At 69.4% G+C, this 26,679-nt stretch carries 20 protein-coding genes and 1 pseudogene; 12 read left to right on the top strand and 9 right to left on the bottom strand.

The genetic code is table 11. The features are described 5' to 3' along the window. Window positions 1–281: 281 nt before the first annotated feature. The 3 genes from VE172_RS16930 to VE172_RS16920 form a co-directional block, all read right to left on the bottom strand. Entirely contained in the window at window positions 282–710 is a 429-nt protein-coding gene (locus VE172_RS16930; protein WP_324803121.1) for a hypothetical protein, read from the bottom strand. Window positions 711–936: 226 nt separating this feature from the next. Then, window positions 937–1,371: a hypothetical protein gene (locus VE172_RS16925; protein ID WP_324803120.1), complete on the bottom strand. Its 435-nt coding sequence runs from the start codon at window positions 1,369–1,371 to the stop codon at window positions 937–939. 228 nt (window positions 1,372–1,599) lie between these two features. Then, window positions 1,600–2,700, bottom strand: coding sequence for a Scr1 family TA system antitoxin-like transcriptional regulator (locus VE172_RS16920; protein WP_324803119.1), 1,101 nt, complete (start codon window positions 2,698–2,700; stop codon window positions 1,600–1,602). A 145-nt stretch (window positions 2,701–2,845) separates the two neighbouring features. Between VE172_RS16920 and VE172_RS16915 the strand changes: the two genes are divergently transcribed. Together VE172_RS16915 and VE172_RS16910 are read left to right on the top strand one after the other, a co-directional pair. After that, window positions 2,846–3,196: a hypothetical protein gene (locus tag VE172_RS16915; RefSeq protein WP_324803118.1), complete on the top strand. Its 351-nt coding sequence runs from the start codon at window positions 2,846–2,848 to the stop codon at window positions 3,194–3,196. 92 nt (window positions 3,197–3,288) lie between these two features. Next, window positions 3,289–4,701, top strand: a complete 1,413-nt coding sequence (locus tag VE172_RS16910; RefSeq protein WP_324803117.1) for an AAA family ATPase — start codon at window positions 3,289–3,291, stop codon at window positions 4,699–4,701. Window positions 4,702–4,750: 49 nt separating this feature from the next. Here VE172_RS16910 and VE172_RS16905 read toward each other — a convergent pair whose 3' ends face one another. From VE172_RS16905 to VE172_RS16895, 3 genes are all read right to left on the bottom strand, one after another. Then, on the bottom strand, window positions 4,751–6,148 hold the full coding sequence (locus tag VE172_RS16905; RefSeq protein ID WP_324803116.1) for an FG-GAP-like repeat-containing protein: 1,398 nt from the start codon (window positions 6,146–6,148) through the stop codon (window positions 4,751–4,753). Window positions 6,149–6,251: 103 nt separating this feature from the next. Next, entirely contained in the window at window positions 6,252–9,539 is a 3,288-nt protein-coding gene (locus VE172_RS16900; protein ID WP_324803115.1) for a S41 family peptidase, read from the bottom strand. Between the two features lie 24 nt (window positions 9,540–9,563). After that, on the bottom strand, window positions 9,564–12,782 hold the full coding sequence (locus VE172_RS16895) for a S41 family peptidase (RefSeq protein WP_324803114.1): 3,219 nt from the start codon (window positions 12,780–12,782) through the stop codon (window positions 9,564–9,566). A 125-nt stretch (window positions 12,783–12,907) separates the two neighbouring features. Between VE172_RS16895 and lipA the strand changes: the two genes are divergently transcribed. The 3 genes from lipA to VE172_RS16880 are packed head-to-tail and all read left to right on the top strand — an operon-like array spanning window position 12,908 to window position 15,439. Next, a complete protein-coding gene (lipA, locus tag VE172_RS16890) occupies window positions 12,908–13,840 on the top strand; it encodes a lipoyl synthase (RefSeq protein ID WP_324803113.1) in 933 nt (310 codons plus the stop codon). Between the two features lie 22 nt (window positions 13,841–13,862). Then, the gene (locus VE172_RS16885) at window positions 13,863–14,570 is read left to right on the top strand and encodes a DUF4191 domain-containing protein (RefSeq protein WP_324803112.1); all 708 of its coding nucleotides are present in this window, start codon (window positions 13,863–13,865) and stop codon (window positions 14,568–14,570) included. Beyond that, on the top strand, window positions 14,567–15,439 hold the full coding sequence (locus VE172_RS16880) for an SMP-30/gluconolactonase/LRE family protein (protein WP_324803111.1): 873 nt from the start codon (window positions 14,567–14,569) through the stop codon (window positions 15,437–15,439). Before VE172_RS16885 ends, VE172_RS16880 begins: the two co-directional genes overlap by 4 nt. 78 nt (window positions 15,440–15,517) lie before the next feature. Here VE172_RS16880 and VE172_RS25725 read toward each other — a convergent pair. Continuing rightward, window positions 15,518–15,853 (bottom strand): annotated as a pseudogene (locus tag VE172_RS25725) (RDD family protein); the annotation flags it as partial. A 168-nt stretch (window positions 15,854–16,021) separates the two neighbouring features. On the opposite strand from VE172_RS25725, the gene glnA reads away from it, so the two are divergent. The 6 genes from glnA (at window position 16,022) to VE172_RS16850 (ending at window position 24,380) form a co-directional block, all read left to right on the top strand. Continuing rightward, window positions 16,022–17,446 (top strand): type I glutamate--ammonia ligase, encoded by a 1,425-nt coding sequence (gene glnA / locus VE172_RS16875; protein WP_324803110.1) that lies wholly within the window; start codon window positions 16,022–16,024, stop codon window positions 17,444–17,446. Window positions 17,447–17,533: 87 nt separating this feature from the next. Beyond that, entirely contained in the window at window positions 17,534–18,355 is an 822-nt protein-coding gene (locus VE172_RS16870; protein ID WP_324803109.1) for an ArsR/SmtB family transcription factor, read from the top strand. A 95-nt stretch (window positions 18,356–18,450) separates the two neighbouring features. Then, entirely contained in the window at window positions 18,451–19,800 is a 1,350-nt protein-coding gene (locus VE172_RS16865) for a M1 family metallopeptidase (protein WP_324803108.1), read from the top strand. A 75-nt stretch (window positions 19,801–19,875) separates the two neighbouring features. Next, window positions 19,876–22,410 (top strand): penicillin acylase family protein, encoded by a 2,535-nt coding sequence (locus VE172_RS16860; protein WP_324803106.1) that lies wholly within the window; start codon window positions 19,876–19,878, stop codon window positions 22,408–22,410. Window positions 22,411–22,458: 48 nt separating this feature from the next. Beyond that, on the top strand, window positions 22,459–23,034 hold the full coding sequence (locus VE172_RS16855) for an ArsR/SmtB family transcription factor (protein WP_324803105.1): 576 nt from the start codon (window positions 22,459–22,461) through the stop codon (window positions 23,032–23,034). Window positions 23,035–23,129: 95 nt separating this feature from the next. After that, window positions 23,130–24,380 (top strand): MFS transporter, encoded by a 1,251-nt coding sequence (locus tag VE172_RS16850; protein ID WP_324803104.1) that lies wholly within the window; start codon window positions 23,130–23,132, stop codon window positions 24,378–24,380. A gap of 5 nt (window positions 24,381–24,385) precedes the next feature. Here the strand turns inward: VE172_RS16850 and VE172_RS16845 are convergent, their stop codons facing one another. After that, complete coding sequence (locus tag VE172_RS16845; protein WP_324803103.1) at window positions 24,386–25,354, bottom strand: NAD-dependent epimerase/dehydratase family protein; 969 nt, start codon at window positions 25,352–25,354, stop codon at window positions 24,386–24,388. A 137-nt stretch (window positions 25,355–25,491) separates the two neighbouring features. Between VE172_RS16845 and VE172_RS16840 the strand changes: the two genes are divergently transcribed. Beyond that, a complete protein-coding gene (locus VE172_RS16840) occupies window positions 25,492–25,668 on the top strand; it encodes a hypothetical protein (RefSeq protein ID WP_324803102.1) in 177 nt (58 codons plus the stop codon). Here VE172_RS16840 and VE172_RS16835 read toward each other — a convergent pair. Continuing rightward, window positions 25,659–26,679 (bottom strand): [protein-PII] uridylyltransferase family protein (locus VE172_RS16835; protein WP_324803101.1); only part of this gene is annotated, 1,021 nt, incomplete at its 5' end. The genes VE172_RS16840 and VE172_RS16835 overlap by 10 nt on opposite strands.

Below are 26,679 nucleotides of genomic sequence, written 5' to 3'. Positions count from 1 at the left end.
GACGCCCGTCACGTGGGCCACTCGGCGGGTTCTACTCCGGCGCGATCGCCTTTTCTTCCCGCGGCTCGGGAGGGTCTTCACACGCCCGACCGCGCCCCACCTTCCCAGCTACCGGTGGCTCTCTCTTCCGCGGTGGACGGACGCGCTACTCGGCTCCGTCGATGCCGTGCCCGAGAGCGTAACCGAAGAACTCCGGACCCGCCAAGCGGGTTTCGGGCACGACAAATGGGCGGGACCGATCGGTCCCGCCCATGTACGCCCTCGCGAAAGAAGCCCGTGGGTTAGTTCCCCAGAATGCTGTCCAGACCAGACGTGGCGTCCTTGTCGTCGGACTTTCCGCTGTCGGACTTGTCGTCGCCCGAGTCGTCCTTGTCCTTGTCGTCGCCGTGGTCGCTGGCGTGGTCGTCGGGGTTGGCGTGGGTGTCGTCACCGTAGGGGCTGTCGTCCAGGCTGACCTCGTCGTCCACGTAGCCGTCGCCCGAGGAGTCCGCGTAGGCGTGGTCAAACGTGCCGTTGTCGTTCTCGTCGGTGACGAGGTACTCGACCGTTCCGTCGCCGTTCTCGTCGTAGGCGATCGCGTCGGTCTGGCCGTCACCGTCGGAGTCGACCTCGTACGCCTCGGTGCCATCGGAGGTCGTGTAGTGGTCGGTGACCTCGTCGGCGTTGCCGTCGCCGTCGGCGTCGATCCACATGTCGTCGCTGTCAGTCATTGTCGTTCCCTTCGCTGTTTCTTAGCTTTATCTCCTGGTGAAGCCCACGTTATGCGCAGCGCTGGTTCGGAGAATCCCAAATGCGTGCCACTTCGAAAACGGCGGGGTCGGCGTCGTGGCCGATTATCACCTGGCGCGCACTCTTTGTGAACCTATTACCAAAGGCGAAGGGACCAACCGCTCCTCCCACGGTTGGTCCCTTCATGTCCTGGCTGGCGCCAAGGCGTTAGCGCGTGACGTGCTCGTCGAGGTAGCCGAGGCCGTCGTCGTGGGCGTCGCTGGCGTCGAAGGTGCCCAGGTTGTCGCCGATAGGGCCGTTGCCGTCCGCGTGCTCGGTGTCGTCGGCGGGGGCCGAGTCGTCGGTGGAGGACGAGTCGTCGGTGATGTCGTGGCTGGGGCCGTCTTCCGCCTCGTCGGTGTCCATGTAGCCGTCACCAGTGGTGTCGGTCATGTGGTGGTCGAGGGTGCCGTCGCCGTTTTCGTCGGTGTCCATCTCGTCGATGTAGCCGTCGTGGTCGGTGTCGTAGGCGACGGCGTCGACATTGCCGTCGTCGTCGTGGTGGACGTAGGCGGTGGTGCCGTCGTCGAGATGCTCGGTTTCGTAGTCGTGGTCGAAGTGACCGTCGCCGTCGAAATCGATGTTCATGTCATCGTCGCTCATCGTGGTTCCTACGTCCTCGTGAAGATGATTCCCAGTGGTATCTCAGCCTAGGCCGCGGCCACATTGGGGGCCTCCCGAGTTTGTGCCACTTCACCACCCAGAACGCACGGGCTGGCGTCATGGGACGGAGATTTCTTTGGACTGAGGGCTCTCGCGAAGGATGGGACGGCTGGCGTTATGGCTTGGCGCCAGTCCTGCTTGAAGACCTTACTGGATGAAGCGAGAAGGCTACGGGTTCTTGTTGTCCCGCACCGCGACGCGGTCACCGCGCAGCCCGACAACCTCGACGCAGTTGCCACCGCTGCCGTTCGCGCCACCCGTGCGATTGCTCCTGCGCCACGGACGACTTGTCAGCGCAATGACCTCCACGCACTGGCCGCCGCCGCTGTTCGCTCCAGAGCGTGAACTTTTACGCCAAGTGGCGCGGGACAGGTCAAGCGCAGTCATCCCACGCCCCCTCTCGGATAATTGGTACTCCGTAAGGATAGTTCGGACCAGCTCGGTCGATTTCTTCGGAGACAGCGCAAGAGTGGCCAGCGCAGCGAATCGCATGGTGCACCGTCGAACATCGTCCTGACTTTCCAAATACACGGGACCCATCACCCCGTCGGCGTATCCAATGTCCGAACTCAGTTGCGGCAGGGAGAGGATGCTGAACCCGCCCTCGAGGCCTGGGTTGACCCCGCCTGCTATGGGCGCCACCTGGACCAGGATGTTTCGCTCATTTGTCAGCTCGATGATCTTCTCGAGCTGACCTCTCATGACCTTTCGGCCGCCGACTGGACAGCGCAGTGCCATCTCGCAGAGAATGACGTGCACCTTCGGTGGAGATTTGCGGGTGATCACCCTGCCCCTAGTCGTTCGTGCCGCTACCAGGCTGTCGACCACATCTGGCGGCGTGCTCGGCTCGATCGATTCGATGACGGCTCTGGCATAGTCCGATGTCTGCATCAGCCCAGGGATCAGCGCGATCTCCCATTGCCGTATCTCCTTGGCATCCCGCTCCAGGCCCGCCATGGTGTGGAAGGTCTTCGGCATCGCGCTCGACTGCCACCACCCCTTCTCGCGCGCCTCGTGAGACATCCGCACGAGCTCTTCGGTCTCTTGTTTCGACAGTCCATACACCTCGGCGAACTGTTCGACCTCGGACGGTTTGGGTGCGTAGCTGCGGGTCTCGATGCGATGGATCTTCGACTTCGACCACCGCTTGCCGACCTCTCTCAGTTTGGCGGCGGCCTGATCCAGGGTCATTGACGCCCTGTCTCGATATCCCTGAAGCGCCTCGGCGAGTTGCCATTGCCGCAGCGTGGGGCTGACTCCCTCGTCCACGATGAGCTCCCTTCCAGAGTGTCGGCGTTCCGACAGAACGTGAACCGTTTCGGCGAGTTCTATTGACATTGTGGGAATTCCATTTCATTCTCAGAACTGCGCACATTCTAGTGCACGAGATGTGACTCTCGGTGGAACCGCGCCGATGAACTTCGCACAGAAGGGCAACACCATGACCAACCTCAAGTCCCGCAACGATTCCCGCGCCGTCTCCTTCGCCTTCGAGCTCGCCGAGATCCGCAAACCCACCTGCACCGCCGTCGACTACGACGAAGTCGAGGTCATGCCGCTCCCCTACGAGCCCAACCTGGATACGCTCCACCGCGACCTCCACGACTGGGCGCTGGACTGCCTCAACAGCGGATTCTTCGACATCGGCATGTACACGGGGCTGTGCCACGTCTACAACGGCGAGGGCGAGTTTGAGACCACCATCGGCAGCTACCTCATCTTCTGGGACGGCCACCGCGAGCGGTACGGGTGCGATTGGGGATAACCGCCCCGCAACCCAAAATCCAATTGGAGCGGTCACGCTAAGTAGCTAATCTCGGCATTGCCAACAACGACCTTCTCGCCTCGGAGGCGCCTATGCCCAAACCACCTGAGATTTTCGCGCGCGACAGAGAATGGAATTCGCTCGACCAGGTACCCAGCTACCCGCAGCTCGGCATCATCCATGGACGTCGTCACCAAGGCAAGACCCAACTTCTTCGCGCCGTGGCCAAATCGCAGCGCGGCTTCTACTTCTCGGGCTCCAAGGCAACAGAAGCCGAGTCTCTGAGGTTTTTCAGGCAAGCCCTGAGCGACTACCTCAAAGAACCAGTGGACCACTTCCCAGACTGGTACGACGCCATGTGCTTCCTGTTTCGTCGCGTTAGGACACGTCCCACATTCATCGCCATCGATGACATCACCTGCCTCGCCAAGGAGTCGCCCGAGCTGCCGTCGATCATCCGTCGTGAATTCGAATGTGCCTCACAACTGCGCTCCCCCGTGTTGCTGGTGCTGAGCGGTTCGGATAGTTCCGTCATGACCACGGTGCGCCACGAGCTTTTCCCATCGTCCTATGGAGAGTCCTTTGCCCTCGTGATGCGGCCCTTCGACCACCGCACGGCGGCTCGCTTTTGGGGCATTGATGACCCGAGACTTGCCACCCAGGTCAACTCCATTGTGGGAGGTACGCCTGCGTATCGTCGCTTTGCCGAGGGCGACGTGCCGCGCGGCCCCGATGATATTGATGACTGGGTAATTCGGACACTGTTTGACCCCACCAACGCGCTGTGCCATCAACCTCGGCACCGGATCGCTGAAGAAATAGGAGGGTCGAGCGGCTATGTCTGTCGATCGTTGCTCGCGGCTATCGCCCTGGGAGACAACACGAAACCGACCATTGCGACCCATACAGGATCTCATGCCAAGACGCTTTCCCATGCGCTCAAGGTCTTGCTCGACCGCGAACTCATCCTCAAGGAACCCGATGTCTTCCGCAAGAATCGTCCTCGGTACCGCGTCATCGATCCCGTCCTCCGCTTCTACTTCGCCACTATGCGTCCGCAGTGGAGCCTCATCGAGACTGGCGACGGGGACAAGGTGTGGCGCGACACTCGCCCGCACTACATCAACACGGTGGTGAGACCGCACTTCGCTCAGCTGTGCCGCGACTACGAGCAGTTGGCGGAACGCCTCAGCGACTGGCCGGGCGTCGTCGGTGCGGGCACGGTGCCCGACCCTCGACACCGACGACCAATCAACATCGATGTCGCCGTGTTCGGTATCGGACAACCGCGCCGCGTCCTGTCGTTGGGGCAAACAAATTGGAACGAGACCATGCGAGGTCGGCACCTGGAACACCTGGCCCGCGCTTACGAACTACTCGGCGAGGCGGGCTATGACGTACGGGACTGCGTCTTGACGCTCTACAGCGGCAAGGGATTCGAGGAGAGCGTGCGCGACGAGGATCGCGTTGTCACGATCGGGCTCGATGACCTGTACGAAAAATGAGACGGGGCAACCGTCCCCTCACGACGGTTGCCCCGGGGTTGTGTCGCGGTTACGGCAGTTCCAGGCCCAGGTCCTCGACATCGTAGGTGGTGCCGTCGACGTCGTTGGAGTTGCTGGTGGGTTTGCCGTGGGAGTCGCTGAACAGGCGGGTCACCAGGCCCGCGTCCTTGGCGCTGCCGACGTCCTCGCCCGGGGCTCCGATCAGGACGTCGGCGCGGCCGTCGAGGTTGATGTCCTGGATGGACAGCGCGTAGGAGAAGTAGTCGCGGGCCTCGACGGTGCCGGGGACGTTGGTGGTCTTCTGGGACACGCCAAAGGATCCGGTGCCGGTGAGACCCGAGGGGCTGTGGGGCAGCTCGATGTAGTCGCCGACGAGGACGTGGCCGTCGATGCCCTCGTTCGGGACGCCGACCACGGCCTCGGGCTTGCCGTCGCCGGTGAGGTCCCCGGCGGCGACCGAGGCGCCGAAGCCGTCGCCGCTTTCGCAGACGCCGGGAACGCCGGGGGTGTCCTGGTCGATGACCTGGCTGGCCTTGGCCGAGATGCCCGAGGCGGAGCCGCGCAGCACGACCGCGGCGCCGCAGGCCACCGTGTCGGTCGAGGAGTTCGGGGCGCCGACCAGGATGTCGGCCTTGCCGTCGCCGGTGAAGTCGGCGACCGCCAGGGCCGCGCCGAGGTCGCCGATGGTGCCGCCGAGGTCGGAGGCCTTGACCGTCTGGCTGTTGCCCTCGTCGACGGGGCCGGGGAAGACGGTGACGGCGCCGCCGGAGTGGGTGGGCGAGCCCAGCACCAGGTCGGGCTTGCCGTCGCCGGTGACGTCGCCGATGGCCACCGCGCCGATCGGGTACTCGTCGTCGGTGGGCAGCTTCGTGTCGTAGTGCTTGTCGCCCCAGTAGTCGTCGCCCTTGGACGACACGACGGCGCCCGAGCCCTGGTTGGTGGAGGCCACGTCGAGGCCCTTGGCGCCGTTGAGTTCGCCGATGGCCACGGCGTCCTGCGGGGACCCGATCTCGGTGTCGACCGTGGAGTCGGCCTTCAGGCCGTCGGAGGAGCCGTTGAAGATCGACACCGTGGCGCCGCTCCACTCCCAGTCGCACTGCTCGCAGCCCACCGCGAGGTCGTCGAAGCCGTCACCGTTGAGGTCGCCGGTGGCCAGGCCGACGCCGAAGCCCTGCGTGCCGTAGGCGTCGGAGGGGTACAGCTCCTTGGAGGCGAGCTTGCTGGTGTAGTCCACCATGACGGAGGCCTCGCCGGAGTCGGGCCGGGAGCCCTGCATCACCAGGTCGTTCTTGCCGTCGCCGTCGAAGTCGGAGGTGGTGGCGACGGCCTTGGCGGTCGGGTCGGCGTCGGCGACGGCCACCGCGCCGGCGGCGAGCGTGCCGAGCGCCAGCGCCGCGGCGATCAGGCCTCCCCGCTTGAGGCGGCGGGAGAGGTTCAGCTGGTTCATGAGGCTTGTGTCCTTCTCGAGTGGTCGGTTCGCACCGATCCACACGCCGCGGGTTAACGGCACGTTGCCGCAAAGCCTTGGCGGGGCACAAATGCGTCACAAATTATGGACGGGGCGGCAGCGGGCCGGGTGTGCGGACGGGGCGGGTACCGGCCGACGGGCGGTGCGGGGGTCGCTTGGCGATCTCGCCGTCGGCCGCGGCGATCGCGGCGGCCAGCTGGGGGTCGACGCCCGCGGCGAAGTCCTGCGGGCGGTAATCGACCTCGACGTCCGGGTCGACGCCGTGGTTTTCGACCGTCCACTTCGCCTCGTCGAAGTGGAAGGAGAACTCGGGCTGGGTGACGACGGTGTTGTCGGCCAGCTCGAGGCGGTCGATGTAGCCGGTGACGCCTCCCCAGGTGCGGGTGCCGATCAGGGGGCCGAGGGCGTGTTGGCGGAAGGTCTCGGCGAAGATGTCGCCGTCGGAGCCGGCGCCCTCGTCGATCATGGCCACCATGGGGCCACGCGGCGACTCCACCGGGTGCGGGATGGGTTCGCGCCAGCGGGGGTGGTCGTAGGCGATGCGGCGGCGGGCGAGCTTCTCGCAGATCAGGCCGGAGACGTGGCCGCCGCCGTTGAAGCGGATGTCGACGATGAGGCCCTCGCGGTCGTATTCGTTGAGGAATCCCCTGTGGAATTCGGCGTAGCCGTTGGGGACCATGTCGGGGATGTGGATGTACCCGACGCGGCCGTCGGTGGCGGCGTGGACGGCGCGCCGGTTGGACTCCACCCATTCGCGGTAGCGCAGGGCGTGCTCGCTGGACAGGGTCTTGACCGTGATGGTGTGGGGGTCGGCGTCGCCGCGGCGCAGCGTCACCTGGACCTCCTGGTCGCCGAGGTTGACCAGGCGCTGGGCGACGGTGGAGGCGGCGCCGACGGGCTGGCCGTTGATCGCCGCGATGACGTCGCCGACGCGGGCGTCGGCGCCGCTGCGGGCCAGCGGGGAGCTGGCGTCGGGGCGCCACAGGTCGCCGTCGAGGATCGCGTCGATGCGGTAGCCGTCGTCGAGCGCGGTGGCGTCGATGCCGAGGAAGCCCTGGCGGTAGAACGGGGCGTAGCCGTAGTCGCCCCTGGCCTCGTAGGCGTGGGAGGTGCCGAGTTCGCCGATCAGCTCCCAGAACAGGTCGGACAGTTCGCCGCGGGTGGACACGCGTTCCACCAGGGGGAGGTAGCGCCGGTACATCGCGTTCCAGTCCACTCCGGACATGTCCTCGGCCCAGAACTGGTCGCGCATCAGCCGCCAGGCCTCGGCGAACATCTGGGGCCATTCGAGTTCGGGACGCACCGACACCTTGACGCGCTTCAGGTCGATCCAGCCGTCGGCGCGGTTGTGCTCGTCCCCGCTCGGGACGTCCGCGGTGGCCTTGACGACGCGCCAGGCGTTGCCGCTGCGGTACAGCAGGGTCTTGCCGTCGCGGCTGACCGACGCCGCGCTGACCTCCTCGGCGATGCGTTCCACCTCGCCGGTGGCCAGGTCGACCATGTCGATGACGCCGTCGGCGGCGTCGGGGTTCTCCCAGGGCGGGGTGATGTCGCCCTTGATGGGGTGCGACAGCGCCAGCACCTTGCCGTGGACGCCGAACACCTGGCTGTAGCGCAGGTCGGGAAGCGGGAGCGGGGTGATGCGGCGGGCCAGGCCCTCGGGGTCGACGAGGGGGTCGGCGGTGGCGGGCTTGTCGTCGCGGTCCTTCGACAGCGGCCAGGGGCGCGGGGTGAAGGGGGCGGCGACGTCGGCGCGCAGCGCCACGGCGTAGGGCCGGGCGCCGCCGGGGAAGCCGAGGTCGAAGTGGAGGGAGTCGTAGGCGGGGTTGAATTCCCGGTACCCGATGAAGTAGAGGTAGCGGCCCGCCGGGTCGAAGGACGGGCACTCGTCGCGCAGCACCCGCTCGGCGACCAGGTGGGTGGCGCCGGTGGCGACCTCGGCGAGGTGGATGGCGGAGGTGGCGTGGGTGTCGGCCTCGCCGGCGGCCTCGGGGTAGGCGTAGGCGACCCACTTGCCGTCCGGGGAGAACGTCAGGTCGGCGATCTCGGCGTGGCGGCTTGTCTCCACGAGGGACACCACGGGTTCGGCGGCGTCGACGTCGACCAGCAGCAACTCGCCGCGGTGGTTGGCCAGCGCGACGTGCCCGTCACAGGGGGACACGGCGAGGTCCTCGACGCGGCCGATGTCGAGGCCGTCGAGCAGGCGCGGGGGCTTGACCGGGTCGAACACGACGAGGGCCTCGTCGCGGGAGGCGTCGGCGGACACCGCGACCAGGCGGGTGTCGTCGTGCAGCCAGCTCAGCAGCCGGTAGCGGGTGCCGTCGAGCTCGCCGTACTGGGTGACGCCGCCCTCCCAGTCGCCGAAGCTGAACGCCTTGCCACGCGTGGTGATCGCCAGCCGGGCGCCGTCGGCCGACAGCTGCGCCGAATGCACGTAGTCGCCCGCGTCGACGAAGCGGCGGGCGCGCTGGGTGCGGGTGACGCCGATGTGGACGTCGAGGCGGCGCGACTGGTCGTCGGCGGGGTCGAGCAGGTAGAGCTCGCCTCCGCAGTGGTAGATCAGGCGCCGGCCGTCGCCCGACAGTCCGCGGACGTAGAAGTCGGCGTGGTCGGTGTGGCGGCGCAGGTCGGCGCCGGAGACACCGGAGACACCGGAGACACCGGAGACACCGGAGACACCGGAGACACCGGAGACACCGGAGACACCGGAGACACCGGAGACACCGACAGAGTACACATTGGAGTATCCCTCGTGGTCGGACAGGAAGTACACGCGCTCGCCGATGATGACCGGGCAGGCGAGGTTGCCCTTCGGGTCGGTCAGCTTGCGGAACTCGCCGTCGCCCGCGGCGTCGATCCACAGTTGACCGGCGGTGCCGCCCCGGTAACGCTTCCAGTGCGCCGGATCCCGGAAGTACTCGCGGCCCACCACCACGGTGCCGCCGGCGCCGATCGCCAGCGCGTTGCCGCGCCCGTACGGCAGCGGCCGGCTGTCGCCGCCGTCGATCGGGACCCGGCACAGCGCCACGTCCAGGGGGCAGTTGGCCGCCGCGCGGCTGGAGTACAGCACCGAGGAGCCGTCGGGCTCCCACCCCACCACGCGCACGCCGCGGGCGCCCTCGAAGGTGAGGCGGCGCACCTCGCCGCCCTTGGCGGGCACGACGTACACGTCGGACGGGCCCTCCTCGTCGCCGACGAAGGCGATGAGCTCGCCGTCGGGCGAGAACCGCGGGTGCGTCATGTCCCCCACCCCGGCGGTGAGGCGGCGCGCGTCGCCACCGTCGGCCGGCACCGTCCACAGGTCGTCCTCGGCGACGAACGCCACGGTGTCGCCGTGGATGGTGGGGAAGCGCGGGTAACCGGTGGTCATGGGTCCTCCGTGTGTCGGTGGGTGTCAGGGACGCGGCGGCAGCGGCGGCGGCGCGAGCACGGGCCGGGGTGTCGGGGTGGGGCGATGCGCGGGGGTGCGTTCCAGCAGCCGCGTCACCTCGGCGATGCCGCGTTCCAGTTGGGGGTCGCGGCCCGCCGCGTAGTCCTGCGGGGCATTATCCACGTCGATGTCCGGCGCCACACCGTGATTTTCCACTCCCCATTGGACGTTGTCGAAGTGGAAGGAGAACTCCGGCTGCGACACCATGGTGCCGTCGGACAGCCCGGGGCGCGAGGCGTCCATGCCGATGACGCCGCCCCACGTGCGGGCGCCGATCAGCGGGCCGAGCCCGAAGCCGCGGAAGGCGTTAGAGAAGATGTCGCCGTCGGAACCGGCGAATTCGTTGATCAGCGCGACCATCGGGCCGCGCGGCGCCTCGTACGGGTAGCCGGCCGGGCGCTCCCACCGGGAGTAGATGTGGCCCAGGCGGCGCCGCAGCAGCTTCTCCACCAGCACGGACGACACGTGTCCGCCGCCGTTGAAGCGGACGTCGACCACGAGCGCCTCGCGGTCGTACTCGTTGAGGAATCCCCTGTGGAACTCGGCGAAGCCCTTGGCCATCATGTCGGGGATGTGGACGTACCCGACCCGCCCCCGGGTGGCCTGGTGCACCGCGGATCGGTTGGCGTCCACCCATGCGCGGTAGCGCAGCGCGCGCTCGTCGGCCAGCGGGGTGACCACGACGGCGTGCGCGGCGTCGCCGCGCTTCAGGGCGACGCGCACCTGCTGGCCCGCCAGGTTCACCAGGCGCTGGGCGACGCCGGCGCCCGCGCCGACCGCCAGGCCGTTGATCGCGACCACCTCGTCGCCGACGCGGGCGTCGACGCCGGGCCGTGACAGCGGGGACGACGCCAGCGGATCGGACGCGTCGCCCTCCAGGATCGCGGCGATCGTGTGCCGCCCCCGAGCGTCCACGTCGAACTCGGCGCCCAGGAAGCCCTGCCGGTACTGGGGTCCCTTCCGGAGGTCGCCGGCACGCTCGTACGCGTGGGAGGTTCCCAGCTCCCCCATCAGCTCCCACAACACGTCCGACAGTTCGCCGCGGGTGGACACCCGCGACACCAGCGGCGCGTAGCGGTCGTACATCGCCCTCCAGTCCACTCCGGACATGTCCTCGGTCCAGAAGTGGTCGGCCAGCCGCCGCCACGTCTCGCGGAACATCTGCGGCCACTCGAATTCCGGACGCACCGACACCTTCACCCGCGACAGGTCCACCCAGCCGGACTCGCGGTTGTACTCGGCGGTCTCGGGCGCCTTCTCGGTGGCCTTCACGACTCGCAGCTGCTTGCCCGAGGTGTACACCAGGGACTTGCCGTCCGGTGTGACCGCGCACCCGCCCACGCCGTCGGCGATCCGCTCCACCTTGCCGGTCACCAGGTCCACCGCGTCCAGCATCCCCTGTGGGGTGTCGTCGGCGTCGGGGGCGGCGATCTGGCCGCGCACCGGGTAGGACAGCACCAGCGCCTTGCCGTCGACTCCGAAGACGCGGCGGTAATCGCTGTCGCCCACCGGGAACGGGACGATGCGCGCGTCGAGGCCGTCGGGCTCCACGGCGGTGTCGGTCGTGGCGTCGGCGGTGGCGGTGTCGTGCAGGGCCTTGGGGCCCGGCACGAAGGGCGCCAGGGTCGCCGCCTCCAGCGCGATGGCGTACGGGTGACCGCCCATCGGGAAGTTCAGATCGAAGTGGAGGGTGTCGTAGGACGGGTTGAAGCGGCGATGCCCGATGAAGTAGAGGAACTTCCCCGCCGGGTCGAAGGACGGCGCGCCGTCGGACAGCACGCGCCGCGCGGCGGTGAGGGTGCGCCCCGTGGCGACCTCGGCGAGCCTGATGGCGGAGCGGCCCACGGCGTCGTCGGCGGCGTCGTCGTGGGATTCGGGGCGCGCGTAGGCGAGCCACCTGCCGTCCGGGGAGAAGGCGAGGTCGCGGATCCGGCCCCGGTCGGAGGAATCGACAACGGTCGACGTCTCGACGTCGCCGTCCACGTCGACCAGGATGAGCTCGCCGCGGTTGTTGGCCACGGCTATCTTGCCCTCGACGGGGGACGCCGCGGTCTCGGTGGGGCTGCCCAGGTCCAGCGCCTCCAGGCGGCGCCCGGTGACGGACATGTCGGCGTGCAGCCCGACCATCACCTCCCGTTCGCCGCTGTCGGCGGCCACGGCGACCAGCCGCTTGTTGTCGTGCAGCCAGGTCACCAGCCGATAGCGGACGCCGTCGGGCTCGCCGTGCTGGGTGACCGGGCCCTCCCAGGTGCCGAACGTGAAGGCCTTGCCGCGCGCGGAGACCGCCAGCCGGGAGGCGTCGGGCGACAGGTCCACCGAGCCGAGGTAGTCGGCGGCCTCGACGAACTTGCGGGCGCGCTGGGTGCGGGTGAGGCCGGTGTCGACGTCGAGGGCGCGCGGCTGGTCCCGCGACGGGTCGAGCAGGTACAGCCGCCCTCCACAGTGGTACACCAGTCGCCGTCCGTCGCCGGACAGGCCGCGCGCGTAGAACTCTTCGTGGTCACTGTGACGTCGCAGGTCCCGTCCCGCGAAGTCGGTGGAATAGACGTTGCCGTGGCCCTCGTGGTCGGACAGGAAGTAGACGCGCTCGCCGATGACGCACGGCCGCGACAGGTTTCCGTCCAGTGTGATCAGTTTGCGGAACTCGCCGTCGCCGCCGGCGTCTATCCACAGTTGACCCGCGGTGCCGCCGCGGTACCGCTTCCAGTAGGCGGGGTCGTTCCAGTACTCCCGGCCCAGCACCACGGTTCCGTCGTCACCGAACGACGCCGACAGCGCGTGGCCCAGGCGCAGGTCGACCGACGGACCGCCCGCCACGGGCACCTCGCGCAGCCGGGATTCGGTGAGGTGAGGGGCATAGGCGCTGGTGGAGTACACGGCGCGCGTGCCGTCGGCCGACCAGGCCACCACGCGGGCGCCACAGTCGCCGCCCTCGAAGGTGAGGCGCCGCGACTCGCCGCCGGCCAGCGGCACCACGTACACCTCACTGGGCCCCTCCTCGGCTCCACTGTAGGCAACCAGGGTGCCGTCCGGGGAGATCCGGGGGTGGGTGGCGGCCGCGCGGCCCGCGGTGATGCGCCGACCCACGCCGCCGTCGGCCGGCACCGTCCACAGGTCGTCCTCGGCGACGTACACGATGGTGTCGTCGTGAATCGCGGGAAAACGCGGGTAGCCGTCGGCCATGAGGGTCCTTACATGCGCGGGAACGGTGGCGTCACATTAACACCACTTCGACCCCATGTACGAACACCGTGATCGCGCGCACCGTCTACTGACGCTCGCGGTAGCCGGCGCGTAGTCTCGCGGTTGTGACCACCGTGAAGCCCGAGGGCCGCCGTCTGCTGCGCGTCGAGGCCCGCAACGCCGCCACGCCCATCGAACGCAAGCCGTCGTGGATCAAGGTGAAGGCCAAGATGGGGCCCGAGTACCGCGACCTGCGCGGGCTGGTCGACCGCGAGGGACTGCACACCGTGTGCCAGGAGGCGGGCTGCCCCAACATCTACGAGTGCTGGGAAGACCGCGAGGCGACGTTCCTGATCGGCGGCGACCAGTGCACCCGGCGCTGCGACTTCTGCCAGATCGACACCGGCAGGCCGCAGGCGCTGGACCGCGACGAGCCCCGCCGGGTCGCCGCGTCGGTGTCCACCATGGGCTTGCGCTACGCCACCATCACCGGCGTGGCCCGCGACGACCTCGACGACGGCGGCGCCTGGCTGTACGCCGAGACCGTCCGCCAGATCCACGCCGAGGTGCCCGGCTGCGGCGTCGAGCTGTTGATCCCCGACTTCAACGCCGAGCCCGACGCGCTCGCCGAGGTCTTCGGTTCGCGCCCGGAGGTGTTGGCGCACAACGTGGAGACCGTCCCGCGCATCTTCCGCCGGATCCGCCCGGCCTTCACCTACGAGCGTTCGCTGTCGGTGCTGACCGCCGCCCGCTCGTACGGCCTCGTCACGAAGTCGAACCTGATCCTCGGCATGGGCGAGACCCGCGAGGAGGTGTCGCAGGCGCTGCGTGACCTGCACGACGCCGGCTGCGAGTTGATCACCATCACCCAGTACCTGCGCCCCACGCCCCGCCACCACCCGGTGGACCGCTGGGTGAAACCCGAGGAGTTCGTGGAGCTTTCCGAAGAGGCCGAACGCATCGGCTTCGCCGGCGTGATGAGCGGGCCCCTGGTGCGCTCCTCCTACCGTGCCGGGCGTCTCTATCGCCAAGCCCTGGCGGCGCGGCAGCCCGCCTGATCCCTCCTATTAAGCTGACCTCATGGCAAAGGACGACGACGAGAAGGCCGGTTTCGGCACGCGCCTGAAGCAGATCGGCATGGCGTTTTCATTCACGGCCAAGAAGGACAAGCTCTTCTTGCCGCTGGCGATCATCGCCGCGCTGATCCCCCTGGCCGCCGGCGCCGTGCTGGTGTTCGTCACCCACACGCTGCCGTGGCCCTTCATGGCCATGGCGGTGTTGCTGGCGCTGTTGGCGGTGCTCATCGTCCTCAACGTCCGCACCTCCAAGGCGGTGATGGACCAGGCGGTCGATCAGCCCGGCGCCGCCTACGGCATCGTCGAGCAGATGCGCGGCTGGAACATCACGCCCGCCGTGGCGGTGTCCACCCACCAGGACCTGGTGCACCGCGCCGTCGGCAAGCCCGGCGTGGTCCTGTTGGCCGAGGGCAGCAGCGGACGCCTGAAGGCCCTGGTGAACCAGGAGAAGAAGAAGCTCAACCGCGTGGTGGGCTCCACCCCGGTGTACGACTTCGTCATCGGCGAGGACGGCGGCGAGCAGCTGTCGGTCCGCAAGCTGCGCAACCGGCTCGCCAAGCTGCCGCACAACATCACCGCCAAGCAGGCCAACGACCTGAACCGCAGGCTCACCGCGCTGAAGGCGGCGTCCAAGCCGCCGATGCCCAAGGGCCCGGTGCCGCAGAACATGAAGCCCCCCAAGGGCGCGCGGCGCGCCATGCGCGGCAAATGATCGAGCAGTTCGTTCTGCCCGGCGACGCCGTCTTCCCCGAGGGCGTCACCGAGGACACCGACGACGCGGGCTTCTTCGTGTCCAGCTCCCGGCAGGGCACCATCTTCCGGGGGCGCCTGGACACCGGCGCGCTGGCGCAATGGCAGCCGGCGGGCGCCGACGGGCGGACCCAGGCGCTGGGCATGGCCGTGGACGAGCGCGGCAGGCTCATCGTGTGCGGGTTCCGCACCGGACTGATCTTCGGCTACGACATCGACAGCGGCGACCTGGTGGCGCGCCACCGGGTCGACGGCGACCCGGCGCTGCTCAACGACGTGTGCGTCCTGAATGGATACGCCTACGTGACGGACTCCGAGCGGCCGGTGCTGTGGCGCCTGGAGCTCGGCGAACGGATCGGTCCGCCCGAGGAGTGGCTCGACCTGACCGCCCACGGCGCCGAGCCCGAGGTGCGGCACTACCTCAACGGGATCGTGCCCACCCGCGACGGCACCGGCCTGCTCGTGGTGGGCCAGGGCTCGGAGGAGCTGTGGCGCGTCGACGTCGCGGCCCGCTCCGCCCGGCGGGTCGACCTGGGCGGCGAGCACCTGGCCGGGGACGGCATGGTGTGGGTCGACGACGTGCTGTACGTGTGCGACAACTCGCAAGACCCCGACGGCGCCGTGCGCTTTTGGCTCACCGCGGTGCGACTGTCCGAAGGGGACACCGTCGGGGAGGTGCTGGGGCGCTGGGAGCGCCCGGCCGACGACACCCCGACCACCCTGGCGTACCGGGACGGCCGCCTGCTGGTGGTCAACGCGCAGTTCGACGCCGAGCGGCGGGGCGTCGCCAAGCCGCCGTTCACCGTCAGCGTCGTGACGCCGCCGCTGTAACCGCACCATGGCCGAGCCGGTGGCCTTGTCGTGCAGGCCGCGGCGGTGCGGGTCGGAGAACGCGGTCAGCGCGGGCAGGAACAGGCCCAGCAGCAGGAACGCCCGCACAAGCGCCCGCCCGAAGCGCAGCGGCCCGGAGCTCGCGATGTGGACACAGTGGATCTTCACGATCCGCATGCCCGGGGTCTGGGTGAAGAAGGTCAGGAACGCGGTGTACTCCACGATCGCCACCACGTTGGTCCACACCTCGCCGTAGGCGAAGTCCGGCAGCAGCCCGCCGGCCAGCAGGCCCTTGGTCAACAGCAGGCACAGCAGCCAGTCGGCCAGCAGCGCCAGGAAGCGCTGCGGGTAGGTGGCCAGGGCCGGGACCTGCCCGGCCTCGTCCGGCTTGGCCGTGGTGACGCTGTCGCTCATAAGCGCCAAGGGTAGTGACCGCCCTCCTCGGCGCGCGCGTCGGAGGAGTGTGGCCGCCGGCACCCGCGTGTAACACGCCGGAAACAACGGAGACATGGCGGGGCAACCGCTCGGTCATAGGCTGGCGACAACGTCCGCAACGATCACCTGGAAAGAGGGAACTTAGCGGTGTTCAGCGATCCCGACCAACTGCTGTCCTACGTCAAGGACAACGACGTCAAGTTCATCGATGTGCGGTTCTGCGACCTGCCGGGGGTGATGCAGCACTTCAACGTACCGGCCGAGAGCTTCGACGCATCGGCGTTCACCGACGGCCTGGCCTTCGACGGTTCGTCGATCCGCGGATTCCAGGCGATCCACGAGTCCGACATGCTGCTGCTTCCGGACGTCACGACCGCCTTCATCGACCCGTTCCGCGTCGAGAAGACCCTGGCGCTGAACTTCTTCATCCACGACCCCTTCACCCGCGAGCCGTATTCGCGCGACCCCCGCAACGTCGCCAAGAAGGCCGAACAGCACCTGGCCGCCTCGGGCATCGCCGACGCCGCGTACTTCGGGGCCGAGGCCGAGTTCTACATCTTCGACGACATCCGCTTCGACACCGCCACCCAGCACGGCTTCTACTACATCGACTCCGTGGAGGGCGCCTGGAACTCCGGGCGCGCCGAGGAGGGCGGCAACCGGGGCTACAAGCCCAAGAACAAGGGCGGCTACTTCCCGGTGCCGCCGGTGGACCACTTCGCCGACCTGCGCGACGGGATCGTGCGCACCCTGGTGGACACCGGGCTGACGGTGGAGCGGGCCCACCACGAGGTCGGCACCGCCGGCCAGATGGAGATCAACTACCGGTTCTCTACTTTGCTCAACGCGGGTGACCAGCTCCAGCTGTTCAAGTACATCGTGAAGAACCAGGCGTGGGCCGCCGGCAAGACCGCGACGTTCATGCCCAAGCCGCTGTTCGGCGACAACGGTTCCGGCATGCACTGCCACCAGAGCCTGGCGCTGAAGGGCGAGGCGCTGTTCTACGACGAGACCGGTTACGCCGGGCTGTCGGACACCGCGCGCTGGTATATCGGCGGTCTGCTGTCGCACGCCCCGTCGCTGTTGGCGTTCACCAACCCGACGGTCAACTCCTACCGCCGCCTGGTGCCGGGCTTCGAGGCCCCGGTGAACCTGGTGTACTCGCAGCGCAACCGCTCGGCGTGTACCCGCATCCCGGTGACGGGAACCAACCCGAAGGCCAAGCGGGTGGAGTTCAGGGTGCCCGACCCGTCGTCCAACCCGTACCTGGCGTTTTCGGCGATGCTGATGGCCGGTCTGGACGGCATCAAGAACAAGATCGAGCCGCCGGAGCCGGTGGACAAGGACCTGTACGAGCTGGCTCCCGAGGAGTTCGGCGACCTCAAGCAGGTGCCCGGTTCCCTGCCGGAGGTGCTGGACAACCTGGAGGCCAACCACGAGTTCCTGCTGGACGGCGGCGTGTTCACCCCCGACCTGATCGACACGTGGATCTCCTACAAGCGCGACAACGAGGTCGACCCGATCCGGCTGCGCCCCACCCCGCACGAGTTCTCGATGTACTTCGACTGCTGATCTTCGCGGCCCGTCCGAGCCGGACGGGCCGCGAAACTTTTGCCTTTTCGTGACGCCGCGGTGCTGTTGGCGGGGCAGCATGGGCTCATGTTGGACATCCAGCTGTCCAGCGCCGACTACGCGCGGGTGTCGTTCGCGGCCGTGCCGCACCTGGAGATCGGCGCCAGCGTCCAGGCCCTGCGAGCGCCCACCGGCCACGGCCCGATCGACCGGTGGCGACGGCGGGTGCTGCCGCGGCTGCCGCCCGACAGCCGCCCCCTGCTCGACCTGGTCGCCGCCGGGGCCCCGATCCCGCCGATCCTCACCGGCGCCCATCCGCTTCGCGAACCCGACGCCCCGGCCGATCTGGTGCGAGCGTGCGGGTCGTACCGGCGGGTGTGCGCGCCCGGCGCGATCGCCGCCCCGGTGGTGTGGCGGGAGTTGGCGCGCGTCGGCAGGCTGGTGATGAGCCAGGGGCTGGGAGCCGCGTTGTCCGATCTGAGCCCCGATATTCGCCTGGACGGCGACGTGCTGCGCGTCACGGGGCTGTGTTCGGGGAGCCTGCGGCTGGACGGGGCGTCGCTGCTGGTGATTCCCACGGTGTTTTGGACCCGGGCGGGATTCCGCCGCGCCGGGCTGGCCCGCCCCGCCCTGGTCTACCCCGTGGACCCGGCGCGGCTCGGGCTCGACACCGCCGCCGATTCCCTGCCACGGCTGTTGGGCCGCACGCGCGCCCAGGTGCTGCGCGCCGTGGCCACCGGTCCCACCACCTCGGCGCTGGCCTCCATGTTGGACATCAGTCCCGCCTCGGCGTCGGAGCACGTCGGGGTGCTGCGCGAGGCCGGGCTGGTCGCCACGAACCGCACCGGCCGCAGCGTCCGCCACGGCCTCACCCCGCTCGGCGAGTCGCTGGTGGCGCGGCCGGGCTGATTCGGCACAGACCGAAAGGCTGGCGGCACCGGCGGCGCGGCGGCGATCCTTTTGGCGGATCGGCGAACGCCCGGTCCGGCGATAAGGAGATCGCGATGAGGAGAAGCTCCTGGCGCGCCGCCGGGATCGCGTTGGCCGTGGCCGCCAGCGCGCTCACCGCCGCCGGCGCCATGGCCGACGAGGGCCCGACCTCGACGGCCGGCCCCGACCATGCCCGCTACAGCCTGCGTCTGGACGGCGACGACGCCGGGACGTCCTGGAAGGGCACCGAGAAGGTCTCGTTCCGCAACACCGGCGACGCGCCGCTGCGCACGGTGTGGCTTCGCTTGTGGGGCAACGGGTCGGGCGGCTGTGACGACACGGCCGTGCGCTTGACACGCCCCCGCGGCGGCGAGCTGGGCGAGGCGTCCGTCGGCTGCACGGCCGTGCCCGTGACGTTGAGGCACGCTGCCGGGCCCGGGCGGCGGGCCACGGTGAGTTTCGATGTGTCGATCGACGTGCCCGACAAGGTGGATCGCTTCGGCCGCGCCGGGAAGTACAACTTCCTGGGCAACGCCGTTCCCTTGTTGGCGGTGAAGGACGCGCGCGGCTGGCAGCTGCCGCCGTATGTGTCCGGCGGGGAGTCGTTCTATTCGTTGACGTCCGATTTCTCGGTGAGCCTGCGGCATTCCGACGCGATCGCGGTGCCGTCCACGGGTCACGTGGTGGCCGAGAGCCACCGCCGGGGGCGCACCACCACGGTCATCTCGGCGCCCCGGGTGCGGGACTTCGCCTGGGCGGCGGGGCCGTTCCACCGCGAGACCGACGACGTCGGCGGGGTGCGCCTCAACACCTGGTATCCCGACGACGTCACCGCCGACACCGCCTCCGACGTGTCGGGGTGGGCGCGCCAGGCCATGGACGGCTTCTCGGACGCCTACGGCGACTATCCGTATGCCGAAATGGACACCGTGGTGGGCGACTGGCCGGGCTTCGGGGGCATGGAGTACCCGAACTTCATCCTGTCCGAGCCCCAACGCGTGGACGTGGTTCACGAGACCGGCCACCAGTGGTTCTACGGGCTGGTCGGCGACGACGAGTACGACGACCCGTGGATCGACGAATCGGTGACCCAGTACATCACCGTCCGCGTCACCGGGATTCCGTCCTATTGCGACACCTCGCCGTTCTGGTTCTCCGACGGCATGCGCATCGACGCCGGCATGGACTACTACGGCGACAAGCCGGACGAATACGCCCCCGGCATCTACGGCGACGGCGCCTGCATGTTCCACGAGCTGGAGGGCAAGATCGGCGCCGACGCGATGACCAGGGCACTGGCCGCGTTGGTCAGGGCGCACCGGTACGGGGTCGTCACGTCGGACGACCTGCGCGCGGTGTTCGCGAAGGTCTCGGGCACCGACCTGACGGACTTTTGGCAACGCTGGCGCAACACCGGGGCGTGAGGGGAACGGCGGCGCCCCGTTCGCCCGGTTCTCGCCGGGACGGGCGGGGCGCCGTTTCGCGTATCATCCGTCCTCATGCCCCACACCCCCCGTTTTCGACGCCTGCGCGCCTGGACGCGCCGCGCCGTGGTGTCCGTACTGGTTGTCGTGCTCGCCGGGATCTGCCTGGCCACGTGGACGGTGGACCGGTCGTTTCCCGAAGTGGACGGGGTGACGACGCTGCCGGGGCTGTCGGCCGACGTGGAGGTGACGCGGGACCGCTGGGGCGTCCCGGAGATCTACGCCGACACCTCCGACGACCTGTTCGCCGCGCAGGGCTACGTGCACGCCCAGGACCGGTTCTTCGAGATGGACTTTCGGCGCCACGTGACGTCGGGGCGGCTGTCGGAGATGTTCGGGAAGTCGCAGGTGGAAACCGACCGGGCGATCCGCACCATGGGGTGGCGCCGGGTGGCCGCCGCGGAGTGGAAGCTGTTGGACGCCAAGACCAGGCGGTACTTCACGGCTTACACGCGCGGGGTGAACGCGTACCTGAAGGGGAAGTCGCCGGGCGACGTGAGCCTGGAGTACTCGGCGCTGGGGCTGACGGGGCTGGACTACCGGATCGAACGCTGGGACCCGGTGGACAGCCTGGCCTGGTTGAAGGCGATGGCGTGGGACCTGAAGGGCAACTACGACGACGAGCTGGGGCGGGCCCGCCTGGCGGGTTCGGGACTGTCGGCCGACGAGATCGCCGACATCTATCCGCCGTACCCCGGCGAGCACGCCGACATCGTGGGTTCCGGGACGGTGAGGGACGGGGCGTTCGATCCGTCGGCGAAGAAGTCGTCGGTGTCGCCGCGGGTGGCGGCCACCGACGCCCACGCGGCGGGCGCGGTCGAGCGGGCGTCGGATTCCTTGGCGCCGTTGACGAAGCTGATGGGCCCGGGCGCCGACGCGGGCATCGGGTCGAACTCGTGGGTGATCTCCGGGGACTATACGACGACGGGGAAACCGTTGCTGTCCAACGATCCTCACCTGGGGGCGGCGATGCCGTCGGTGTGGTACCAGGTGGGGTTGCGGTGCCGCGAGGTGTCGGCCGCCTGCCCGTTCGACGTGACGGGCTTCAGCTTCTCCGGGGTGCCGGGCGTGATGATCGGGCACAACGCGCACGTGGCGTGGGGCTTCACGAATCTGGGACCGGACGTCACCGACTTCTACCTGGAGCGGATCCGCGGCAAGCGCTACGAGGTGGACGGCAAGTGGCACAGGCTGCGGGAACGCACCGAGACGATCAAGGTGGCCGGGGGCGAGCCGGTGAGGATCACGGTGCGCTCCACCGGACACGGGCCGCTGGTGTCGGACTCGGATCCGGCGGCCACGGCGGTGGGCAACCACCCGCCCGAGGGTCCGGGCAGGGTGTACGGACTGGCACTACAGTGGACGGCGCTGCGGCCGGGCAGGACCGCCGAGGCGATCTTCTCGATGGACACCGCCGAAAGCTTCGCCGACTTCCGCGACGGCGCGCGGCGCTTCGAGGTGCCCGCGCAGAACCTGATCTTCGCCGACGACTCCGGGAACATCGGCTACCAGTCGCCGGGGCGGATTCCGGTGCGCGGCAAGGGGGACGGCACCATGCCGGTGCCGGGCTGGGATTCGTCGTACGACTGGAAGGGCTACATCCCGTTCGACGAACTGCCCTATGTGAGCAATCCGGACGAGGGGTTCATCGTCACCGCGAACAACCGGGTGATCGGGGACCAGTATCCGTATCTGTTGACAAAGGACTGGACGTACGGCTATCGCAGCCAGCGCATCCGGGACATGATCTCTGAGGCGCCGGGCAAGATCTCGGTGGCCGACATCGCGAAGATGCACATGGACACCACCAACACCGGCGCCGCGGCGGTGGAGAAGGCGATCAGGCGGCTGGGTCCGGTGTCGGACTGCGCGGGTTGCGGGGTGCTGCGGAAGTGGGACCTGCGCCAGGACGCGGGCTCGGCGGGGGCGGCGATGTACAACGCGACCTGGCGGCATCTGTTGTCGGACGTGTTCGACGAGCTGCCCGCCGACATGGCGCCCGGCGGCGGCGAGCGATGGTCCTATGTGGTGGAGAGGTTGGCGTCTCAGCCGCACGCCTGGTGGTGGGACGACAAGTCCACGCCCCGGATCGAGGACCGCGATGACATGCTGCGCAAGGCATTGCGCCAGGCCAGCGACGAGCTGGTGAATCGCCTCGGCGACGACCCGGCGGACTGGCGCTGGGGGGACCTGCACACGCTGACGGTGAGGAACCAGTCGCTGGGCACCTCGGGAATCGGCCTGGTGGAGGCGATCTTCAACGCGCGGTCGATTCCCACCGGGGGCGGCGGCGGCATTGTGGACGCCACCGGCTGGGACACCCGCGAGGGTTACGCGGTGACGGCCCTGCCGTCGATGCGGATGATCGTGGATCTGTCCGACCTGGACGGATCGCGCTGGATCAACCTGACCGGCAACTCCGGGCACGCCGGTCACACCAACTACGCCGATCAGTTGCCGCTGTGGAACTCCGGCAGGCTGCTGCCGATGAACTGGAGCCGCCAGAAGCTGAACGCCGCGCAGCGCCACCGCCTGGTGCTGCGGCCCTGATCGCGCACTCGGATCCGCGCGGCGGTGTCGGCATGTTTTGCTTAGGGCATGGCGGACACCGACTCACCGACCGTGCGCTTCTCCGATCCGGAGGTCATCCGGGCGCTGGGCCACCCAGCGCGAACCGCGGTGCTCGACTACCTGACGCAGGTGGACGACGCCACGGCCACCGAGTGCGCCGAGCTGGTCGGCATGTCCCCCAGCGCGATGAGCTATCACCTGAGGGTGCTGGCCAGGGTGGGCCTGGTGGAGCAGGGTCCCAGCCGCGGGGACGGGCGGGAGCGGGTGTGGCGCAGGAAGGTGGAGTCCTTCAAGGCGGCGGTGGACTACGACGACCGCGAGAGCATGCACCTGGCGGCCCGCGCCATGAGCGAGGCGTTCCTGGGGGTCGAGGACGCCAAGCTGCGGCGCTGGCTGGACAAGCTGCCCGGCGAGCCCCGCGAGTGGTACGAGGTCGGGATCATGTCGCAGATCAACCTGCTGGTGACGGCGGCCGAGGCCGCCGAGGTCAATCGGCGGCTGCTCGAGGTGGTGGACGAGTTCAAGGCGCGCACCCGCAGGGGAACGGCGCCCGAGGGGGCCCGCCCGGTGTCGGTGCTGATCCGATTGTTCCCCGACGACTGACGATCCACGGGGCGGTCGATGCGGTGGCGGGCATCACGTCTCAAGTTATGAAATAGCGCTTTCATTTATGACGGCGAATGGCTAAGTTATGAAACATGTCTTTCACATCTAAGCCGGCGGCCTCCCGCTGGGGCGATGTCTACATCGACGCCGCCGCCCGCTTCCTCGCCCAGACCGGCATGTTCGGCGTGATGACCGCGCTGATGCTTCAGGTCCAGACCACCGGCGAGGGCGGCCTGGCCGCGGCGGGCGTGACGATCGCGTCGATGCTGCCCATGGTGGTGCTGGCCCCGCTCATCGGGCGCTGGGTCGACGCCGTGGACAGCCGCGTCCTGGTGATCGCCTCGGGAGCGGTGCGGATCGTCGCGAGCCTGGCGCTGGCCACCACCGACAACGTGTTCGTCCTGCTGGCCTACGTCCTGCTGCTGTCGGTGGGCACCGCGGTGCTGCAACCCACGCTGGGCGCGATGATCCCCGCCATGGTGACCCGCGACGACCTGCCGCGCGCCACCGCGATCGGGCAGAGCGCCAGCACCCTGGGCTTCATCGCGGGACCCGCCATGGCGGGAGTCCTGGTAGGACAGTACGGGCCGCACTCGGCGATGCTGGTCAACGCGGTCTGCGCCCTGGCCACGGTGTCGGCGGGATTCCTGATCCGCACCCGACGGGGCGGGCGATTCCGCGAACAGTCCTCACGCGACGCCAACGCCCGCGCCTGGCGGCCGTCCGACGACGGGCTGATCCATCTGATGATCGTCGGACTGGCGTTGATCGTCGGCGTGGTGTCGGCGGTGAACGTGGTCGAGGTGTTCTTCATCCGCGAGACCATGCACGCCACGACGACCGTCTACGGCCTGGTGAGCGCGGCGTGGGCGGTGGGCATGGCCGTCGGCGCCTGGGCGCTGGCGCGCCCCATCAAGAACACCTCCAACGACCGGAGGCTGCTGCAGGGAATGTTCCTGTCGCTCGGCCTGACCTGCGCGGTGATCGCCTCGGCGGCGCTGGTGCACGGATCGGCGTGGTGGCTGGTGCCGCTGTTCCTGGCCGGGGGCGGGCTCAACGGCGGCGAGAACACCCTGGTCGGATCGCTGCTGGGGCGCCGGGTTCCCGCCGACTCCCGCGGGCGCGCCAACGCCTCCCTCAACGGCTGGCTGCAGGGCCTGTCGCTGTTCGGATACGCGGCGGGCGGCGTCGCCGTCGAGCTGCTGTCGCCGCGCATCACCGTGGCCGCCTGCGGCCTCGTCGGGCTGGCGGTGGTGTTCGTCCTGGTGCCGATGATGCGGCGCGCCAGGACATCCACACAGGACGAGGGCGGTCCCGTGGTCGAGGAGCCCGCCGTGGCCTGAGCGCCTCAGGCGCCGGGCGCGCGGCGCGCCAACACCGCCGCCTCCTCGGCGGCGGTGTAGCCCCTGCCCAGCGGCGGCAGGCCGGTGGAACGGTCCCAGGCGGCGATGTCGGCCAGGGTGGTCTCCAGCGGGGTGGCGGGCATCCCCGCCGCGCGGGCCCTGGCGCCGCCGCGCCGCTGACCCATCCACTGTGAACGTGGGCGCACCAGCGGGAACAGCGGCGGCGGCGGGCCGGGTACCGGCACGATCTCGATGTCGGTGCCGCCGAGGCGGGCGCAGGCGCGGATGAGCGCCCCCAGCGTGGTCGGGTCGGCGGGGCCGACCGCGTTGAACGCGCCGCCGCGATCGTCGCGCACCAGCCGCAGCACCAGAGCGGCGAGGTCCCGGGCGTCGACGATCTGGACGGGCTGGTCGGGGTCGCCGGGCAGCGCCACCCACCCGCCGCGGGCGCCACGCCTCACCCAATAGGTGACGGGGTTCTGGTTGTCATAAGGCCCGGCGACCCGGCACGGCCGCACGATGGTGGCGCGGGAACCGAAGCGCGCCACCACGTCCTCCTCGCAGGCCACCTTGGACGGACCGTAGGTGTCGTTGTCGAGGACGGCGACCTCGCCGCGCAGGGCATCGCGCAGCGGGGAGTCCTCGTCGTTTCCCGCGGACAGTCCCTCCTGGACGTACACGGCGTGGCTGGAGACGAACAGGTAGCGGCCGACGCGATCGCCGAGGGCGTCCATGGCGCGATCGACGTGGCGCGGCAGGTAGCCCGACAGGTCGACGACGGCGTCCCACTCCCCCGCCGCCAGCGCGCCGTAGTCGTCGGTGTCGCGATCGCCGATCAGGCGGGGTACGTCGGGAAACAGCCCGGCGCCGGTTCGCCCGCGCCCGAACAGCGTCACCGCGTCGCCCTCGCGCAGCGCCCGCTCGGCGATCGTGCGTCCGATGAACGAGGTGCCCCCGAGCAGCAGGATCCGCATGGGCGGGCACGCTACCGGGCGGCCCGGGGCGCGGCAACGCGTTTTTCCCAAATCCATCCATAACAGACGTTTAAGGGGCGTTAGTGATTCACCTTCGCGTATTGACCCGCCGCCGCCGCCGTCGATACCATCCAGCCATGGACACGTTTCTCTCCAGCCGGGTGCTCGGTTACCTGTCCATATTCTTTTTCCTGGTGGTGGCGTTCTTCCTGCTCATCGAGTTCTTCGTCACCGCGGCGGTGCTCGCCGTGCTGTGCGTGCTGGCCGTGGCCGGACTCAGCGTGTGGGGCCACCAGCGGCGGCGTCACTCGTAGAAGACCCGCTCGGCGGCGGCGTGCGCGTGGCGCGCGACCCGCAGGTATTCGTCGACGTACTCGCCGGGGTCCTCGGCGTCCGGTTCCCCCAGCGCCGCCAGCATTCCCGCCAGCTCCGGGCCCTGCCGGGGAAGCTGGTCGGAGGGCGTGCCACGCGACAGGGTGAGCGCGTCGCGGATCCGCGAGGCCCCCAGCCAGGCGGCGCGCAGCTCGTCGTGCTCGGTGTCGGTGATGAGCTCGGCGTCGCGGGCCGCGGCGATCGCCTCCAGTGTGGACGTCGTGCGCAGGCCCTCCACGGCGTGCCCGTGGCGCAGTTGGATCAGCTGCGCGCTCCACTCCACATCGGTCAGTCCGCCCGGGCCGAGCTTGACGTGGGTGGCGCGGTCGGCGCCGCGCGGCAGCCGCTCGGTGTCGACCCGGGCCTTGATGCGACGCAGCTCCACCAGCTGCTCGGCGCTCAGACCGCCCATGGGGTAACGGATCCCGTCGGCCAGCGCCATGAAGTCGGCGCCGAGGCGGACGTTTCCCGCCGCGAACCGGGCGCGCAGCAGCGCCTGGGACTCCCAGGGCCGCGACCAGCGCGCGTAGTAGCGGCGGTAGGCGGCGAGGCTGCGCACCAGCGGACCCTGGCGGCCCTCGGGCCGCAGGCTGGGGTCCAGCACCAGGGCGGGCTCGGCGGCCGGGGACGACAGCAGACGCCGCATGGTGTCGATGACGGACTGTGCGGCGGGGGCGTCGTCGGCGCTGCCGTCGTAGACGAACAGGACATCGGCGTCGGAGGCGTAGGAGGTCTCGCGGCCGCCGAGGCGACCCATGCCGATGATCGCGATCGGGACCGGAGAGTCCACCGAGGACTGGGCGATGGCCAGGGTGGTGTGCAGCACCGCGTCGGTGAGATCGGACAGGGCCCGGCCCACCTGGCGCACGTCGACCAGGCCGAGCAGGTCGGCGCAGGCGATGCGCAGCAGCTCGCGGCGCCGCATCGCCCGCACCGCCGCGATGGCGGCCTCC

It is taken from the genome of Stackebrandtia sp., from assembly GCF_035643755.1.
Taxonomy (GTDB): Bacteria; Actinomycetota; Actinomycetes; order Mycobacteriales; family Micromonosporaceae; genus Stackebrandtia.
The sequence above is the reverse complement of the archived record's forward strand: the minus strand, read 5'-3'. Positions and strand labels throughout refer to the sequence as shown.

What these genes read in the sequence shown, in the direction of transcription:
- VE172_RS16865 (WP_324803108.1), top strand. Translation starts at nt 18,451, where the DNA reads ATGAGGAGAAGCTCCTGGCGCGCCGCCGGGATCGCGTTGGCCGTGGCC.
- VE172_RS16885 (WP_324803112.1), top strand. Translation starts at nt 13,863, where the DNA reads ATGGCAAAGGACGACGACGAGAAGGCCGGTTTCGGCACGCGCCTGAAG.
- VE172_RS16930 (WP_324803121.1), bottom strand. Translation starts at nt 710, where the DNA reads ATGACTGACAGCGACGACATGTGGATCGACGCCGACGGCGACGGCAAC.
- VE172_RS16840 (WP_324803102.1), top strand. Translation starts at nt 25,492, where the DNA reads ATGGACACGTTTCTCTCCAGCCGGGTGCTCGGTTACCTGTCCATATTC.
- VE172_RS16925 (WP_324803120.1), bottom strand. Translation starts at nt 1,371, where the DNA reads ATGAGCGACGATGACATGAACATCGATTTCGACGGCGACGGTCACTTC.
- VE172_RS16895 (WP_324803114.1), bottom strand. Translation starts at nt 12,782, where the DNA reads ATGGCCGACGGCTACCCGCGTTTTCCCGCGATTCACGACGACACCATC.
- VE172_RS16855 (WP_324803105.1), top strand. Translation starts at nt 22,459, where the DNA reads ATGGCGGACACCGACTCACCGACCGTGCGCTTCTCCGATCCGGAGGTC.
- VE172_RS16900 (WP_324803115.1), bottom strand. Translation starts at nt 9,539, where the DNA reads ATGACCACCGGTTACCCGCGCTTCCCCACCATCCACGGCGACACCGTG.
- VE172_RS16850 (WP_324803104.1), top strand. Translation starts at nt 23,130, where the DNA reads ATGTCTTTCACATCTAAGCCGGCGGCCTCCCGCTGGGGCGATGTCTAC.
- VE172_RS16905 (WP_324803116.1), bottom strand. Translation starts at nt 6,148, where the DNA reads ATGAACCAGCTGAACCTCTCCCGCCGCCTCAAGCGGGGAGGCCTGATC.
- VE172_RS16845 (WP_324803103.1), bottom strand. Translation starts at nt 25,354, where the DNA reads ATGCGGATCCTGCTGCTCGGGGGCACCTCGTTCATCGGACGCACGATC.
- VE172_RS16880 (WP_324803111.1), top strand. Translation starts at nt 14,567, where the DNA reads ATGATCGAGCAGTTCGTTCTGCCCGGCGACGCCGTCTTCCCCGAGGGC.
- VE172_RS16870 (WP_324803109.1), top strand. Translation starts at nt 17,534, where the DNA reads ATGTTGGACATCCAGCTGTCCAGCGCCGACTACGCGCGGGTGTCGTTC.
- VE172_RS16915 (WP_324803118.1), top strand. Translation starts at nt 2,846, where the DNA reads ATGAACTTCGCACAGAAGGGCAACACCATGACCAACCTCAAGTCCCGC.
- VE172_RS16860 (WP_324803106.1), top strand. Translation starts at nt 19,876, where the DNA reads ATGCCCCACACCCCCCGTTTTCGACGCCTGCGCGCCTGGACGCGCCGC.
- VE172_RS16910 (WP_324803117.1), top strand. Translation starts at nt 3,289, where the DNA reads ATGCCCAAACCACCTGAGATTTTCGCGCGCGACAGAGAATGGAATTCG.